15 protein-coding genes are annotated in these 17,589 nt (G+C 43.9%); 10 read left to right on the forward strand and 5 right to left on the reverse strand.

The window, feature by feature from the left end; genetic code table 11:
- Positions 1-55: 55 nt before the first annotated feature.
- Together KDM90_RS11345 and KDM90_RS11350 are read right to left on the reverse strand one after the other, a co-directional pair.
- Positions 56-670 (reverse strand): hypothetical protein, encoded by a 615-nt coding sequence (locus KDM90_RS11345; protein WP_212675713.1) that lies wholly within the window; start codon positions 668-670, stop codon positions 56-58.
- Positions 671-743: 73 nt separating this feature from the next.
- Entirely contained in the window at positions 744-1,502 is a 759-nt protein-coding gene (locus KDM90_RS11350; protein WP_212675714.1) for a TSUP family transporter, read from the reverse strand.
- 350 nt (positions 1,503-1,852) lie between these two features.
- Between KDM90_RS11350 and KDM90_RS11355 the strand changes: the two genes are divergently transcribed.
- Together KDM90_RS11355 and KDM90_RS11360 are read left to right on the forward strand one after the other, a co-directional pair.
- Positions 1,853-4,744, forward strand: coding sequence for a TonB-dependent receptor domain-containing protein (locus KDM90_RS11355; RefSeq protein ID WP_212675715.1), 2,892 nt, complete (start codon positions 1,853-1,855; stop codon positions 4,742-4,744).
- A gap of 194 nt (positions 4,745-4,938) precedes the next feature.
- The gene (locus KDM90_RS11360) at positions 4,939-5,673 is read left to right on the forward strand and encodes a chitinase (protein ID WP_212675716.1); all 735 of its coding nucleotides are present in this window, start codon (positions 4,939-4,941) and stop codon (positions 5,671-5,673) included.
- An 86-nt stretch (positions 5,674-5,759) separates the two neighbouring features.
- Here KDM90_RS11360 and KDM90_RS11365 read toward each other — a convergent pair whose 3' ends face one another.
- Entirely contained in the window at positions 5,760-7,253 is a 1,494-nt protein-coding gene (locus tag KDM90_RS11365; protein WP_212675717.1) for a CoA-acylating methylmalonate-semialdehyde dehydrogenase, read from the reverse strand.
- Positions 7,254-7,370: 117 nt separating this feature from the next.
- On the opposite strand from KDM90_RS11365, the gene KDM90_RS11370 reads away from it, so the two are divergent.
- From KDM90_RS11370 to KDM90_RS11390, 5 genes are all read left to right on the forward strand, one after another.
- The gene (locus KDM90_RS11370; protein WP_212675718.1) at positions 7,371-7,628 is read left to right on the forward strand and encodes a hypothetical protein; all 258 of its coding nucleotides are present in this window, start codon (positions 7,371-7,373) and stop codon (positions 7,626-7,628) included.
- Positions 7,629-7,683: 55 nt separating this feature from the next.
- Positions 7,684-8,589 carry an FKBP-type peptidyl-prolyl cis-trans isomerase gene (locus KDM90_RS18335; RefSeq protein WP_212675719.1) on the forward strand — a complete coding sequence of 302 codons (906 nt, stop codon included), beginning with the start codon at positions 7,684-7,686 and terminating at the stop codon, positions 8,587-8,589.
- 1 nt (position 8,590) lies between these two features.
- The gene (locus tag KDM90_RS11380) at positions 8,591-9,115 is read left to right on the forward strand and encodes a YgjP-like metallopeptidase domain-containing protein (protein ID WP_212675720.1); all 525 of its coding nucleotides are present in this window, start codon (positions 8,591-8,593) and stop codon (positions 9,113-9,115) included.
- A 49-nt stretch (positions 9,116-9,164) separates the two neighbouring features.
- Complete coding sequence (gene glpK / locus KDM90_RS11385; RefSeq protein WP_212675721.1) at positions 9,165-10,634, forward strand: glycerol kinase GlpK; 1,470 nt, start codon at positions 9,165-9,167, stop codon at positions 10,632-10,634.
- A gap of 133 nt (positions 10,635-10,767) precedes the next feature.
- On the forward strand, positions 10,768-11,298 hold the full coding sequence (locus KDM90_RS11390; RefSeq protein ID WP_212675722.1) for an SRPBCC family protein: 531 nt from the start codon (positions 10,768-10,770) through the stop codon (positions 11,296-11,298).
- A 124-nt stretch (positions 11,299-11,422) separates the two neighbouring features.
- On the opposite strand, the gene putP is transcribed toward KDM90_RS11390, so the two are convergent.
- The gene (gene putP, locus KDM90_RS11395; RefSeq protein WP_212675723.1) at positions 11,423-12,901 is read right to left on the reverse strand and encodes a sodium/proline symporter PutP; all 1,479 of its coding nucleotides are present in this window, start codon (positions 12,899-12,901) and stop codon (positions 11,423-11,425) included.
- A gap of 409 nt (positions 12,902-13,310) precedes the next feature.
- Here putP and KDM90_RS11400 point away from each other — a divergent pair, with 409 nt between their 5' ends.
- From KDM90_RS11400 to KDM90_RS11410, 3 genes are all read left to right on the forward strand, one after another.
- Positions 13,311-14,009: a hypothetical protein gene (locus KDM90_RS11400; protein WP_212675724.1), complete on the forward strand. Its 699-nt coding sequence runs from the start codon at positions 13,311-13,313 to the stop codon at positions 14,007-14,009.
- A 107-nt stretch (positions 14,010-14,116) separates the two neighbouring features.
- Positions 14,117-15,349, forward strand: coding sequence for a DUF3419 family protein (locus KDM90_RS11405; protein ID WP_212675725.1), 1,233 nt, complete (start codon positions 14,117-14,119; stop codon positions 15,347-15,349).
- Positions 15,350-15,541: 192 nt separating this feature from the next.
- Positions 15,542-16,444 carry a 5'-methylthioadenosine/adenosylhomocysteine nucleosidase gene (locus KDM90_RS11410; RefSeq protein ID WP_212675726.1) on the forward strand — a complete coding sequence of 301 codons (903 nt, stop codon included), beginning with the start codon at positions 15,542-15,544 and terminating at the stop codon, positions 16,442-16,444.
- 296 nt (positions 16,445-16,740) lie between these two features.
- Here the strand turns inward: KDM90_RS11410 and KDM90_RS11415 are convergent, their stop codons facing one another.
- Positions 16,741-17,586 carry a LytR/AlgR family response regulator transcription factor gene (locus tag KDM90_RS11415; protein WP_212675727.1) on the reverse strand — a complete coding sequence of 282 codons (846 nt, stop codon included), beginning with the start codon at positions 17,584-17,586 and terminating at the stop codon, positions 16,741-16,743.
- Positions 17,587-17,589 lie beyond the last annotated feature (3 nt).

Consider the following 17,589-nt stretch of genomic DNA (forward strand, 5'->3'; position numbering starts at 1 on the left):
GCAAATTTCCAGTGAAAATACAGTATTTTTGTTTCACGTGAAACAAAATCAAAGATTACAAAAACAGGGCGATCAAAACCAATACAACACCAACGAAAATGACTGCCACAGAAATACGTAACGGCCATTTACTAACAGGCGCCTGCTTAACTCGTCTCGACCGCTTCCTCCTCTTTTTTTCTGGATTCGGAAATACCTGCACCAATTTTTGAGACCTCTTTTCCTTCTTCTTTCGTAACTCAGTATCCAACTCAAGCGACAAGGGAATATCCACGTCGTCGAAATTGCTTTGCTTTCTTTTCTTTAAATTCACTGAGCGAAGCGAATTGGTTCGAGTGTCGACCACAAGCCCCGAACCCGTGTGCAAAGGATCCATGGACGAGGAAAAAAACTCATCCGAATTGAAGTTCTCTATCTGCGCAGCCATCAACTCTGAATCAATATTCAAAACAACGCGAGGCTCCGAAGTGACCAGGTTCTTTTTCACCAATCCCTTGAACACTGCCAAAAAGTCGAACTGATCACCCGCAAAGTCAGCATGCAACTCCGTCAGCTTTCTTTCACCATCGACAGACAACAAGACAAGCTGCTCGCTTTTACTCAGCGATAAACTTCGCTGCCTAATCTCAGCATCACCCAGCTGCGTGCGTCGAAAAATTTTATCATCCATTTAACTTCAAACTCATTTTATAACTATCGATAATCGAGTCACAGCACCCCAAAAAGTTTCACGTGAAACAAAGCTACTTAATGAACCCGTCGTAACTGGTCTTCAACACCAAGGCTGCAACCACAACCAGGAATAAACTCCTCACAAATCCACTACCATATTGTATTGCTAAACGACTTCCAGTAACGGAGCCCAAAACACCACAAACAGCCATTCCCAGCCCCAAAATCCACATCACATGACCACTGAAGCCAAACCACAACAATGCCGCAGCGTTACACGCCACATTCAATACTTTAGCTGAGGCCGATGCACGCAAAAAATCATACCCGAATAATCTAACAAAGATAAAAATAAAAAAACTGCCTGTGCCTGGCCCAAAGAATCCATCATAAAATCCAATCGCAGCACCTACCAATAAAACCAACCACAGCTCGTCTCGGCGCGACCACCGTGCAACAGATTGCTGTCCGAGATTTTTGTTCCAAAACGTGTAGACAGCTATCGACGCCAAAATGAAAGGCAACGCCTTGCGCAAATAAGTAGGGGGGATATGCGTAACGGTGATTGCACCTAGAAACGAAAAACAAAATGCCAAGATACCCGCAGGAACCACTAACGCCCAATCCAAACGGACTGACCTAACATAGTTCACAGCGGCAACGGAGGTTCCCCAAATTCCCGCAAATTTACTTGTGCCTAACAAGCTCGCCGGCGGCGCAAAGGGAAAAACTGAAAACAATGCTGGTAATTGTATTAACCCACCACCACCCACAACAGCATCAACAAAGCCAGCAGCGAAGGCTGCCAAACCCAACAATAAATAGTCCACCGCAACATTTCCAATTCGTTAATCATTGAGTTAGGATAACAAGTTTCCTACACGAAAGCTTTCAAAAATCAACTGTTTTTGAGCGCAAAACATGAAATACAACGCTCTCGCTCATATCGTGAAAACGCATGTTGTATCCCATAAACAGAAAGCTTTCTTTCATTGACACAATCAGGATGAAAATGGTCTTATAGACCCCGCAACGATTTTTCGAATCCTTGTTGCTGTTCAAGGCACACAAAGTCAGATGTGTCGAAATAAACAAATATAAGAACAGAGGGAAGCTGTAAATCTAACCCCAATTAACAATGGTTATTTTTCGTATGCCATTATCTTCAAAGGAGTAGTCAATGATTGAGAAAGCGCTATCGCGGTCAATGCGATTAATGTTCACGGGCAGTGTCGTGGCAAGTATGGGTGTCATGGCCTTACCTGCTGTCGCTCAAGAAAAAAAATTAGAAACTGTTGTGGTTACTGGTACACGCATTACTTCTCCAGGAACAACATCGAATAGCCCAATTGGCTCCATTACAGCGGAAGAAATTAAATCTTCTCAACCTGTCGCGGTAGAAGAATTTTTCAAAGGCTTACCGGCAGCTGTTCCAGCGATTGGCCCTGGAACAAATAACGGTACGGGCGGTGCAGCAACGATTGATTTGCGCGGCTTGGGCTCTAATCGTACCTTGGTGTTGATCAATGGCCGTCGTCTAGTACCTTATGATCTGAGCGGTACAGTCGATACCAACTCGATTCCTATCGCACTGTTGAGCCGTGTTGACTTGGTCACAGGCGGTGCTTCAGTGGTGTACGGTGCTGACGCCGTCTCAGGTGTTGCCAACTTCAACTTGAAAAAGAATTTCCAAGGTTTTGAAGTTAATACCTCCTACGGTTCAACCAGTAAATCTGATGCAAAACGTAATCGTACCGACGTCACCATGGGTGCTAGCCTCGACGAAGGTCGTGGTAACGTAGTATTAAGCTTAGGCCGCACAAAATCCGATCCTTTGACACAAGGTACCCGTAGCTATGGTTTGAGCGCTTTGAACTCTGTTACTGGCGCAGCTGATGGATCTGGTACAACAGTCCCAGCGGCAATGTCCACAACCAAAGGCACAGGTGGTACCGATGTCTTGGCTGGTACATGGCAGATTGATCCAACCACAGGTAAATTAGTGCAGCCAGTAGGTTTGTACAACTTCAACCCACTGAACTACTACGTCACAGGCTTAGATCGCTCACAAGCGACCTCATTGGCAAACTACAAAATTAACGACAATTTTGAAGTTTACGGCGAGATGTTTTATACAGCGAGTAAAGTCGCTTCCACTTTGGCTGAATCAGGTACATTCAATAACACATTCAACGTACCTATCGGTAACCCATTTATTCCTGCGGCAACACGTGACCAGTTATGCCAACGTCGCGGCATCGCGGCAGCGGATTGCGTCGTAGGTAACACAACGATTGTCCCATTGACGATTGGTCGCCGCATCACTGAAATGGGTCCACGTTTCAACGACTTTGATAACAAAACTTTGCAATATACCTTGGGTACAAAAGGTGAAATCGCTGGTTCTTGGAACTACGATGCTTACTGGAGTCGTGGTACAGCAGACCAAACTCAAATTCGTAAAAACTGGGGTTCATTGTCTAAAGTAAAACAAGCTCTGAACTCTGTTGCAACTGGTAAGTGCGTAGATGCATCGAATGGCTGCGTACCTTTGAACGTTTGGGGCGCTGCAGGTTCAATCACACCTGAGCAAGTTGCCTTCATTAACCAAAGTGCGATCTTGATGCAAGGCGTAGAGCAAGACGTCGGTGCGATTTCCACTTCCGGTGATTTGGGTGATCTCCGTAGTCCTTGGGCGAAACAGCCAATCAGTGTTTCCGTCAGCGCTGAACAACGTAAGTTAACCGCTTACACAAAATCCGATGCGGCTTCCCAATTGCAAGGTGAAGTATTAGGTACTGGCGCTCCAACTCCTGACCGTACAGGTACATTCAAATTAAAAGAATACGCTGTCGAAGCTGCTATTCCTTTGATCAAAGATTTGCCTTTCATTCGTACTTTGAATGCTGAAATCGGTTATCGCCAAACGAATTTTGCGACTGCGAAAAAAACGCAAGACTACGGTAGCTACAAATACGGTGGTGAGTGGGAACCTGTTAAATCCTTACGTTTCCGCGGTATGGTGCAATTGGCGACACGTGCGCCTAACGTGAATGAATTGTTTGCACCACAAACAACTGGTTTGAGTAACTTAGCGACTGATCCATGCCAATTGAATTTGATCAATGCATCAGAAGCAAATACTGCTGGTACTTTGTCTAATCTGTGCCGCTTGACTGGTGTTCCAGCGAGTGTCATTGGTTCATTAGACAAACCATCTGCTGGCCAAATCAATCGTCAAAGCGGTGGCAATCCAAACCTAGGACCTGAAGAAGCGAAAACCAAAACGATCGGTTTTGTGATTGAACCATTGCCAAAATTGGCAATCAGTCTCGATTACTACAAAATCGATATTACCAAGGCGATTTCTTCACCAACCACAACCGACGTATTGGATGGCTGCTATTCAACCAAGTTTAACCCTAGCCTGACAATGAATGCATCTTGTGGATTGATTTTCCGTAGCACTGCAAACGGTAGCTTCAATGGTACAGATTCCAAAGGCGTGGTCACGACTTTATCTAACTTAGGTACACAAAGTACAGCTGGTTACGATTTAAGTGTGAAATACCAATTGCCAATGACAACTTTGGGACTCGATTCCAAGTATGGTCGTTTGGATTTGGGCTTTGATATGAACAAAACAACGTCATATCACGCACAACCAACGCCTGCATCGGTTGATCGTGATTGCTTAGGTTACTACTCAGTTGCTTGTGGTGGCCCAACATACAAAAACAAATTCACTCAACGTACAGCATGGACATTTGGTGAATTCGTATTCGGCTACAACTGGCGTCATGTTAGTGGTGTAATCGAGGAACCAGGTGGAACAAACTTCTTGCCAGCTTACGCAAAAATTGATGCGTTTGATTACTTTGATTTAAGCGCTGTGTGGAATTTCAACAAACACATCCGTTTGAACATCAGTATCAACAATGCTGCTAACAAAATGCCTCCAATTGTTGGTTCTACAATTGGTTCCACTGGTACGAACAGCGGTAACACCTTCCCACAATACTACGATGCAGTTGGTCGTTATTTCAGTGTAGGTGCAACGATCAAGTTCTAATTGAATTAGTTCTTTATCCTAAAAATGGCGAACTTCGGTTCGCCATTTTTTATTCTTTTTCTCTAATTTAATACCACTTCTTTGCATTACACCTCGTGTTTGTTTAAGCTAAAGCGCGGCTAGAAATTCATCAAAATGATGAACTATCCAAAGTCCCCGCAACACATACACATATTGCATTGTGAAAGAAAAACATGAGAAAAATTGCCTATCTTGCTATCCTACTTACATTAACTGGGCTCAATGCTTGCAAGACCCATCCACAAGAAAATCTGGCACCATCTGCACTCAAACCATCCTCTTTAGGCTTCATGATCAGCGAAGCGCAATTTGAACAACTTTTCCCAAATCGTATTCCTTTTTATACCTATGCCGGTCTAATCGAAGCGATTCGTGCCTATCCTGAATTTGGGAATTTCGGAAGCAATACTGAGAACAAGCAGGAAGTCGCTGCCTTCCTTGCGAATATCATGCACGAGTCACACGAACTCAAAGCAATTACCGAAGTCGATACCACGGCACACGATAAGTACTGCAACGAAACAGCAGTCCCCTGCGCGAAAGGCAAACAGTACTATGGACGAGGCCCCATCCAACTGAGCTGGAACTTCAACTACGCATTGGCAGGGAAAGCACTCGGTTTGGACTTGCTGAATGATCCCGACATGGTTGCGCGAGTCCCTGCAGTTGCTTGGAAAACTGCCCTTTGGTATTGGATGGAAATTAAAGGTTCCGGCCCCCTACCTAGTCACGTTGCAATGAAACGCAATCTAGGCTTCGGCGAAACGGTCAGAAGTATCAATGGTGATTTGGAATGCTCCAAGCCTAGTGACAATATCGGCTATAAACAGCAACAAATGCGCATACAAAACTATTTGAAAATCACCCGCATGTTAGACGTCGAACCCGGTAATGTTCGTGCTTGTTAAGCTTCAATTTCTTTTGAGTTATCACCACTATTTGCGAGAGAATTTTTTCACCAATTTCTCTCGCATCAAACGCGAAAAAAGAGACCTTACTTCGCCACCGGCATTGTGAACTCCGCTCCCTTCACAATGCTATCTGGCCAACGCTGCATAATCGATTTATAGCGCGTATAGAAACGAATTCCCTCTTCGCCATAGGCATGCATATCCCCAAACAAAGAACGCTTCCAGCCGCCAAATGAGTGCCATGCCATCGGTACAGGAATCGGTACGTTAATCCCGACCATACCGACCTGCACTTGACGTGAAAATTCTCGCGCTGTGTTGCCATCCGCTGTGAACAAGGACACCCCGTTACCAAACTCATGACGATTAATCAAATCCAGTGCGGCACTGAAATCTGGAACACGAACCACGCATAAAACTGGGCCAAAAATTTCTTCACTATGTATTCGCATACCCTCTTGCACGTGATCGAATAAAGACCCACCAATAAAATAGCCTTGCTCATGACCAGCAACTTGTAGGCCACGACCATCGACAACCAATTGCGCGCCTTGCTCAACACCGCTCGCAATCAAACTCTCGATCTTCGCTTTATGCACAGCGCTAATCACGGGTCCCATTTCAACCTCTTGTGCCATACCATCGCCAACTTTCAAAGCCTGTACACGCGGCGTCAATTTCGCCACCAATGCGTCGGCGATTTCACCGACCGCGACAGCGACCGAGATTGCCATACAACGCTCACCCGCCGAACCATAGGCAGCGCCAATCAACGCATCAACAGCTTGATCCAAATTGGCATCGGGCATCACCACCAAATGATTTTTTGCGCCACCTAAGGCCTGTACACGTTTACCTAAACGACTGCCTTCGCTATGAATGTACTGGGCAATTGGAGTCGATCCCACAAACGATATAGCCGCTACATCGGGGTGCGCAAGCAGGGCGTCAACCGCGACTTTATCTCCTTGCACCACGTTGAAAACACCATCCGGCAATCCCGCTTGTTGCAGCAAATCGGCGATCAATAACGATGCAGACGGATCACGCTCAGACGGCTTCAGTATGAAAGTATTGCCACAAGCCATGGCGAGTGGCGCCATCCACATCGGTACCATAAAAGGAAAATTAAATGGAGTAATGCCAACCGTGACACCTAAGGATTGCCGAATATTCCAGTTATCGATACCGCCGCCGATATTGTCGGAAAATTGGGTTTTTAACAGTTGCGGCAAGCCGCAAGCAAACTCCACGACTTCAATACCGCGGGTCACTTCACCCATTGCATCAGAAAAAATTTTGCCATGCTCCCGCGTAATAATCGCGGCTAACTTTTGCTGATTTTGTTCCAATAACTCTTTGAACTTAAACATCACCCGTGCTCGACGTAAAGGCGCAGTTTCTGACCACCCAGGCCAAGCCGCTTTCGCTGTAGCAACCGCCTGATCCACTAAAGACTGATCGGCCATTTCGACTTGCGCGATTTCTAAACCGCTGGCCGGATTAAACACCGCTTGACGGCGCGCATCTGGCGCAACAAACACAGCGCCATTGATGTAATGTGAAATGCGTGACATGATTACCCTTCTGCTATTCTCTAAAGCAAGCGTCTAGATTATCATGTTGCAGCGTGGCGATACCAGTTTGCGACGCAAATTCTGATCCTTCTCGCTTCTTTTCACTTGAAAGTTTTCATGGCTCGTTCTACCAAAGCTAGTAATGCCGTTCTGCGACTGCAACAGCGCAGCAACAACGCGCCCTACTCGATGGTCACCACGGCTAACGGACATTTTTATCTGGTCCTCGGTCATGATCCAGATACCCAAGAAAAACTCTGTGCACCCTTAGAGATCGACGAATTTGTTCGCTTCGTCAATGACCTTAAAAAGGAAGCACCGCGCAAGGCGAGCAAATTGGATATCGCGTTTGAAGCCAAACTAAAACGCTCTTAATTCGCACCTTCACCAAATCACAATAAATCTACAAGACCCAAAGGACATCAAGCTTATGAAATCTCCACTCTTGATTAGTATCGCCCTCGCTACGCATGTTTGCCTCGTTCCTGCCCATGCACAAGACCAGAAAACAGAACAAAAGACCGAGCAAAAAGTAGAACAAAAATCGCAGCAAGAAAGTAGCGCTAGCGCCGCAGCTACAGGTACAAGCAACACAGCGGTCAGTCAAGAAATTCCAGCGCCTGTCGCAACTCCCGTTTTGGAAAAAATCGACACCGTAGTTGGCACTGGCAATGAAGCTGTGATTGGTAAAACCGTGGTCGTGCATTACACCGGCTGGCTGCGTGATCCACAAGCAGAAAACCAACGTGGCAAGTCATTTGATAGCTCGGTAGGGCGTGCACCTTTTAGCTTTAATCTCGGCGAAGGTCGCGTGATTCGAGGTTGGGAACAAGGCGTGCCAGGCATGAAGGTCGGCGGCAAACGTACTTTGATGATTCCTTCCACACTCGCTTATGGTTCACGCGGTGCTGGTAAAGGCGTGATTCCACCCGATGCTGATTTAATTTTCGATATCGAATTACTCGATGTGATCAAAATGCCAGAGGTCGAAAAAATCGATAGTAAGTTAGGCAAAGGCGATGAAGCCAAGAGCGGTAACACGGTCACCGTACATTACACCGGCTGGTTGCGCGATCCTAAAGCCAAAGGCCAAAAAGGCAAAGAATTTGATAGCTCAGTCAAACGCGAGCCTTTTAGCTTTACCATCAATGGAGGTGAAGTGATTCGTGGTTGGGACCTTGGTGTGCAAGGCATGAAAGTCGGCGGTAAACGTACGCTGATTATACCGGCCGCACTGGCCTATGGTGCGCGCGACGTGGGCAATGGTTTGATTCCGGCAAACTCCGATTTGATCTTTGACGTCCAGCTGTTAAAAGTCAGTGCCACGAAAAAATAACGTGAATTCAGAAACAAATAAATTGACTTACCTAACTGCCTATCCTGAGCACTTGCAAGCGCAGGTTAGGCAGTTAATCGCAAATAATCAACTTGCAGAGCACCTACGCAAGAAATATCCACAAACCCACGCTATACGCACCGACAAAGCACTGTATCAATACGTGCAGGATCTAAAGAGCGCCTCTTTGCGCAATGGCGATCAAATCAGTAAAGTCGTCTACGACAATAAACTTCACGTGATCAAAAACGCGCTTGGTACACACACCTATGTCTCCCGTGTGCAAGGCAGTAAGCTCAAAACAAAAAATGAAATTCGTATCGCCAGTTTATTCAAATCGGTGCCAGAAGAATTTCTCAAAATGATTGCAGTCCATGAACTGGCGCACCTAAAAGAAAAAGCCCATGACAAAGCCTTTTATCAGCTTTGCTCGTATATGGAACCGAATTATCATCAATACGAACTTGATTGCCGTTTATATCTTACGCAAGTCGATGTATTTGGCGATGAAGTCTGGAGCAGCTAGAGCATCTGCATAGCGTGGATTAAAAATATGTCTTACAAGGAGCGCAAACATGGCTTACTTACTCGCACTTGATCAAGGTACGTCCAGTTCACGCTCTATCCTATTCGATCATCTAGGCAATCTCATCGCCTCAGCGCAACAAGAGTTCACGCAACATTTTCCGCTACCCGGTTGGGTCGAACATGATGCGATGGAAATCTGGCAAAGCCAGCTCGCCACCATGCATCAAGTGCTAAATAAATCTGGCATTCAAACACAAGAAATCGCGGCGATTGGCATCACCAATCAACGTGAAACGACAGTAGTTTGGCATCGCAAAACCGGTCAGCCCATTTGCCGCGCGATTGTCTGGCAAGATCGCCGTACAGCGGATTGGTGTGAAGACTTACGGCAACAAGGCTATGGCAAAACCATACAAGAAAAAACCGGCTTACTGCTTGATCCGTATTTCTCCGCTACCAAAATCGCCTGGATATTACGCCATGTACCCGAGGCTCGTTCGCTCGCAGAACGCGGTGAACTCGCCTTTGGTACCGTGGATAGTTGGCTAGCCTATCAACTCAGTGGACAAACGCGTCATGTCACCGATGTCACCAATGCCTCACGCACCATGCTATGGAATATTCACACCCAACAATGGGATGCTGAACTCTTAGATCTGTTCCATATCCCACGCCAGTTGTTACCTGAAGTCTATCCTTCCACCCATGACTTCGGTTCTACTGATTTGTTTGGCGCTAGCATTCCGATTGCCGGTATCGCTGGCGATCAACAATCGGCGCTCTTTGGTCAAGCGTGCTTTCACTCGGGCATGGCAAAAAATACCTACGGCACGGGTTGTTTTACACTCTTACAAACCAGCGGTTTTTGCAGCCAATCACAACATGGCTTGATCAGCACCAGCGCCTGCCAAACCGATCAACACCCGCAATATGCTTTGGAAGGCAGTGTGTTTATCGGTGGGGCGGTGGTGCAATGGTTGCGTGACCAATTGCATCTGGCACCAAGCGCGACGGCAATAGGTGAATTGGCAGCCAGTGTGGAAGATAGTGACGGCGTCGTCTTCGTTCCCGCGTTTGCAGGTTTGGGTGCACCGTATTGGGATGCCAATGCACGCGGTGCGATCTTGGGCTTACATCGCGGCAGCAGCGCAGCCCACATCGCTAGAGCGGCAATTGAAGCCATTGCGTTTCAAACAGCCGAATTACTCTTGGCGATGCAAAAAGACAGCCCCGTACCGATTATCGAATTACGCGTTGACGGTGGCGCAGCATCGAACGACGCACTTTTGCAATTTCAAGCAGATCTACTCGGCATCCCCGTAATTCGCCCCAAGATCATCGAAACCACGGCCTTGGGCGTCGCTTATCTCGCTGGCTTACAGTCAGGAGTTTATAGTGCGCCCGAAGAATGTGCTTCCCTATGGCAAGAGCAACAGCGCTTTTTGCCACAGATTAGTCGGGCAGAAGCCACAAGTCGACTACAAAGCTGGAAAAATGCAGTAACTCGCTTGCTCTAAACTAAGCGACTCAAGCACAATCATTCACTATTAGATCACCACAGGACTTACGCAAGATTGCGCTGGCGAGGCGAACCAACAACGCTAGCGTCCGCTTTGCATAAATCCTAGACAATAAAGATTCGGAGAATCCATGACCATCGTAAAACGAATTCTGATCGGCTTAATTGGCCTCATCGCGCTCATCATTGGTTTGGCCTACCTCATGCCTAACCACTATGGCGTCATACGCAGTATCGAAATTAACGCCACCCCAGACAAAATTTATCCGTTGATAGTCGCACCAAAAGAATGGAAGAAATGGTCCGTTTGGAATCAACGTGATCCGAAAATGGAAATCAAATTCTCAGGGCCCGAAACCGGTGCAGGAGCCAATTGGGATTGGAAAAGTGAAAGCCAAGGTAATGGTGGGATGAAAATACTTCGGGTCGCAAACAATCAAGCGATCAACTACGAACTACATTTTGAAGGGATGGGAAAACCTTCGTCAGGAGCATTGACATTAGAACCGCTAGGCTCAACGACAAAGGTGACTTGGTCAATGATTGGGAGTAGTGAAGGTAATCTCATGATGAAATTATTTGCGCCATTTATGGATAAGATGGTGGGGCCTGATTTTGAAGATGGTTTGAAGAATTTGAAAGCTGTGGTGGAGAAAGCTTAAATACTCTGAATCACTTTCTATTTGGAGTAATTTCAAATAAATAGTAGCATTTAAAGTTCAAAGAAAAAGGGCGGTAAAGCTTGTGCTTTACCGCCCTTTTTCAGTTCAATTCACGCCACTCAAATTAACTAATCTGCTCACGCATGCTTGAGAATGCTGCCATCATTTTTTCCGATGCAGGCGCACCAAACTGACTACCAAACCAAACCGCAACACAACCAAAGAAAAAGCCTGGTACTAATTCATACAAGCCTAGCCATTTGAAATGTCCCCATACCAATACCGTCAAGGCACCAACGAACATGCCCGCCAATGCACCATTACGGTTCATCTTGGGCCAAACCAAGGATAACAAGACCACTGGACCAAATGCTGCACCAAATCCAGCCCAAGCATTGCTGACCAAACTCAAGACACTGCTAGTCGGATTAGCCGCAATCGAAATCGCAATCACCGCCACCACCAAAACCATCATGCGACCAAACCAAACCAATTCAGTTTGTGAAGCATTTGGACGGAAGAAAGGTTTATAGAAATCTTCGGTCAAGGCAGAAGAACAAACCAGCAATTGGCATGACAAGGTACTCATCACTGCAGCTAAAATCGCTGACAACAAAATACCGGCAATCCAAGGATTAAACAAAATTTGCGACAAGGAGATAAACACAGTTTCCTTATTTGCTGTCACCGCACCAGCTTGATCTGGATGCATCGCGAAATAAGCGATACCAAAGAAACCAACGGAAATCGCACCAAGTAAACACAGAATCATCCAAGTCATACCAATGCGACGCGCATTCTTAATCGTGCCAAAATTTTCCGCTGCCATAAAGCGCGCCAAGATATGTGGTTGTCCCATATAACCTAAGCCCCACGCCAACAAAGAAATAATACCGATGAACGAAGTGCCGTTAAATAGATCGGTGTATTTAGGATTGATGTTTTGAATCACCGTAATCGCTTCACTAAAACCACCCACATGCATGATCACCATGATTGGAGCCAATAACAAAGCAAAAATCATCAAAGTCGCTTGCACCGTATCGGTCCAACTCACCGCTAAGAAACCACCGATAAACACATAAATAATTGTTGCTGCCGCACCCGCCCACAAAGACACGTTATAGCTCATGCCAAAGGTTTCTTGGAACAGACGAGCACCCGCCACCATGCCAGACGCACAGTAAATCGTGAAAAACACCAAAATCACAATCGCCGAAATAATGCGTAATAACTTGCTGGTATCTTCAAATCGGTGCGTGAAATAATCGGGTAAGGTCAAGGCATTATTCGTTAATTCGGTGTACACACGCAATCGACCTGCCACCAAATGCCAGTTAAACCAAGCACCTAAAGTCAAACCAATTGCAATCCAACTCTCTGATACCCCCGAAAAATACAAAGCGCCGGGCAAACCCATTAATAACCAACCACTCATGTCCGATGCGCCAGCACTCATCGCAGTGACGAACGCGCCTAGACTGCGACCACCTAATATATAGTCAGATAAATTATTGGTAAAACGCCAGGCGGCGAAACCGATGCCTAGCATCGCGAGGATATAAATAATGAAGGTGATGCTGGTAGGGTTACTAAAATCCATCTCCGTATTGCCTTTCTTTATCAGTATAATTTTTAGAAATTCATGTCGACGCTGTACGAAGCGAGTACAGCAAGCACGCAGTATCGCTCAAGCCTATTATTCTCACAAGGACATAAATTCATGATATTGACTCGTCATTAGGACTGAAAAGCCCGGTAGCAGTTCAACTAATCTTTGGATTAGGATGAGAATAAGAACAAAGTCTTTTCACGCTTGAAAAATTACATATATTCTTCTTAAATTATTCTAAAAAGTAACATTAAATTTGAAATGGCGATCTACGCGAACGAAATCGATCAAGGAATCAAACATCACTTTCATTCAAATCGAACAGATTGCTGTAACACAACGTGGCCACCGTTGTTAATCATTGTTGTCATCACGACAGAAATTTAGGAGCAAATCCGTCTTGTTTAATTTTTTCCATATAAGGCAACAAAACGATACCAAAGTGAAGCAAAACTCTCGTCTAAACCGACATGGTATTGCTGTCTCTGTTTTGCTTACCCATCTGGTGATTATTTTAGCTTGGCAAAGTAAGCACTACGTCGATCATTCGCCTACCAAAAAAGCCAAAGTTTTGTTCTACTTCGACATAACTCAAGCAAAAAAAACCAAGCAAGAAACTCGAATTCAAAAGATTGACCAATCAAATTTAAACAACAATTTACACTCTAGAAAACAAACTCAAAATAGGAGCCTGCCTACTGACAGTGAGCCTAAATCAATCTCAAATCAAAAATATGTGACTACGCAACTCGACCTTGTACCGACAGAAAATAACACTCAGTCACAGTCTCGACCTATCGAGAAAAATATCCAAGATTTAACGCAAATTCTCAAAGAAGATTTTCTAAAACAAGAAAAAAACGACCGTCCAGATCCAAACAATCGTCATGACTCACTAAAAAAATTCTCCAACGCTGTTGCCGCGGCGGCGCAAATTCAAAGAGATGGTGTACAAATAGAAAAAAAATATGCGTACGATGGTCGCCCTGTTAGTAAGATTAAAACGCCTTATGGTACTTATTGCATCAGACATCCCAAAGCGGGTGAAAAACCAGAACTATCGCCGCCAGCACTCCCTGTGAGCTGCGGCCAACTATAAACTTCACCCATTCAAACAAAAATCGAATCTTCTTAAATTTTGTCATGAACCGGTCACCTGACCAGCCTAAAGTCTTTTCGTCTCTGGCTAGTTTTCGGTACCTAATCATGTCTACAAAAGCCTTCTTCACTCTCAAAGAAACCCGCTCCGAATTACCGGCAACAAAACTAAATACATTTTTCAACACAAAAAGTCTTTTCGAACCAAAGTCGAAACAGTGGCTGGTTCAATCGCAAACTTGGGCAGATAGTCGTATTGATCTACTTGCTTTGAATTTACAACCAGCAGCCAATATCGTCACCATCGCCTCTGGTGCATGTCATGCGCTAGCGTATCTCAGTAAAAGACCAGCAGCAATTCACTGTATAGATGAAAATCCAGCGCAATTAGCGCTTTTGGAAATTAAAGCAAAAGCCTTCATTCACTTACCAGACTACGACGCTGTGCTCAATTTCTTGGCTAAACCTCATCAAAAAGACAATCTGAAACGATATCAACGTCATATTCGGGCCAATCTATCTGAGCAGGCTAGTCAATACTGGCAAAAACGGAATCTACTTGGGCGCCCTCGTTACTATGCCTTCAGTGGCAATCTGCAGAACTATGGATACAACAATATAAGCTTACGCACTCTTCGTTTGCTGCTAATTCAAATCGGGGTTCGTTTTGATGAACTACACAAAGCACACAATCTCACCGAACAAAATCAAATATTTGAGCAACATATTCTCCCAACATTACGCAACAAATTCTTTCTGTTCTTAATACAGCAAGATTTCGTTTTAAAACAACTCGGTTTTAGCCGGAATCAAATCGAAAAACTCAGAAATGCCAATCAAGACGCGCTTTCAGAGATTTTGGTAAAGAGATTGAGACGACTGTTTTGTGACTTTAACTTCCATGAAAATTACTTCGCACAACAGGCCATTGGTCAACCTTACCTCGCAAACGAGCAAGAGAGCCTGCCACTCCACTTACAAAAAACGGTATTTCAAGCACTGCGCCAATATGCGCATAGGATTCACCCACATCGAGAAAATTTACTGCAGTTCCTAAAAAAACAAAAAGACAAGTCTGTCGATGCTTTTGTACTTCAAGACCATCTCGACTATTTGAATCCTCATGCCATTCAAGATCTATGGCGAGAAATTGATCGTTGTGCGAGCCATGGGGCGAAGGTTTTGATACGTAGTTTAGGTGCCCAATTCCCGCTTCCACAAATCGTCTTTAAGACAACATTAGCGAAGTGGAAAACCGATTCTATGTACAACCAATACTTACAAAACCAAGACCGAAGTAGCTTATACGGTAGCCTATTTGTACTTGAGAATATAAATTAAGATAAAAATAGAAAGGTAAAAAAACACTTTTTCCTGTGGATAAGTCTTTGCATATCTTGAGGAGTTAATGTGCAAAACCATTACCACTGTCCACACTCGAAATCTTATGCAGAAACTATTCTTTTTCTGTACAAGCATTGTCCTAGTCTTTATCCTTGCTCTAAACCGTTGATTACATGGTAGTAAATCGACTTGTCCACAAAAATAGTCATCGTTAACTACTATTACTATGTATATATATACCTTATGTATACAAAGCAAAGAGCTTGTTTCTCGATCTACATTTCTAAATCTCTTATGACCATTTCCTTAAAACCAAATACAACTGGCCTCATCTTTGCAATGCGTGAAGAACAAGAGGGATTAGAATCGTTTATTCAAAATAAACAGGTTCATCAAATTGCGAAACGTCGCTTCATTCAAGGTCAATTATGGGGTCATCCTGTCGTCATGGTTCTAGCAGGAATTGGTAAGGTCGCTGCCGCCAGTACAACGAGCCTGTTAATTCATCATTTTCAGATCAACCAATTGATTTTAAGCGGTGTTGCAGGCGCTGCTGATCCCGCCCTAAAGGTCGGGGATATTGTGATAGCGAGAGAATTACTACAGCACGATATGAATGCCTCACCTTTATTTCCTCGTTTCGAAATTCCACTCACAGGAAAATCACGATTCTTCGTAAATAAAAATTTGCATCTAGAATTGCAAAAAGCGACAACGCTATTTGTCCAAAATATACAAAAATACATTCCCGAGTCGCTACGAAAAGAATGGGACTTAATGAAAATTGAAATGTATTCAGGACTAGTCGCTAGCGGTGATCAATTTATTCATGAGGCAGCGATAGTAAATCAATTAAAAAAAGAATTGCCTGATCTGTTAGCGCTAGAAATGGAAGGAGCCGCGATAGCGCAAGTCTGTGATGAGCACGATTTGGAATTCGCAATCTTACGAACGATATCTGATAATGCAAACGAAACAGCGTCTATAGATTTTCAAAGTTTTGTTAATCAAATTGCTGCTCCCTATACAGTAGGAATTTTGAAAAACTATTTTGAAAATAAGGAGCAAATATTTGATACAAACAACACTTAAGGTTGAAGTATGAAAATAATTTTATGTGAATAAACTTGTGGATAAGATCGGCAAAATTTGTGCAAAACACGTTGAAAAAGCAGAACAAGAAATTTTATTCAAAATCTATTACAGCGTCATACAAGAATTTTGAACTGACTTATGAATTGTTTAGAGCCTTGATTTTTATTAGTAAATATCGCTTATCCACAAAACTTACCAACGTTAACAACTACTACTATTCATATATATAAACTTATTCAATTAAAAGAAACAGCCCCCCGTTTTAAAGCTCCCAAATAAACAGTTTAAATAATTCACATTTGTTGAAATAAATGCGTATGATTGCGGCTTACCTCAAGTTTTTCAGAATAATTTTTTAATCCTAATAGATGACGGCCACGAATATCTCGAGTAATTTCAGCAATTGCACTAACTCTTACCAAACTTGATCGATGGATACGCCAAAATTCTCTAGGATCTAATTCATCTTCTAATTCTTTTAATGTTTTTCGAATTAAATATTCGGCATGTTCTGTTTGAACTAAAGTATATTTTTCATCCGACTTAAAATATAAAATTTCTTTCGTACTAATCATTCGCAAACTATTACCCACACTTGCTTGTATCCAGCGTAAATAGTCTTTTCGGGAAGTTTGGTGTTGTATCAGGTGTTGCAAAACTTGTTTGATATGTTCAGATTCAAGATCATTTTTTTCACTTTGATTGGGTAGCGAAATCTTGCTCGCAGCATTGGAATGCGTTGGTGATGAACTACTAGGAATGGAATATTTTTTTTCTTGTATTCTCTGTTGTAAACGCAAACACGTTTTTTGTAGTCGGTCAGTATCAATAGGTTTTAACAAATAATCTAATGCACCTTGTTCAAAGGCCTGAATCGCATATTCGTCATAAGCTGTTACAAAAACAATTAACGCTTTTTCTGCTAATTGCATTGCAGCCTCCAGTCCGTTTTTTCCAGGCATACGTATGTCAAGAAAAATAATATTCGGTTCATATCTTTGTGCTTCATCGAATGCGATAAAACTGTTAGCAGCTTCAGACACAATCATTAAATCAGGCCAAATTTTTTGAAGTTGACGTCTCAAATGAGCCCGCATTGGCGCTTCATCATCGACCAGCATAGCCGTAATCTTATTCATAAG

This window comes from Affinundibacterium fentianense (genome assembly GCF_018139545.1).
Classification (GTDB): Bacteria; Pseudomonadota; Gammaproteobacteria; order Burkholderiales; family Burkholderiaceae_D; genus Undibacterium; species Undibacterium fentianense.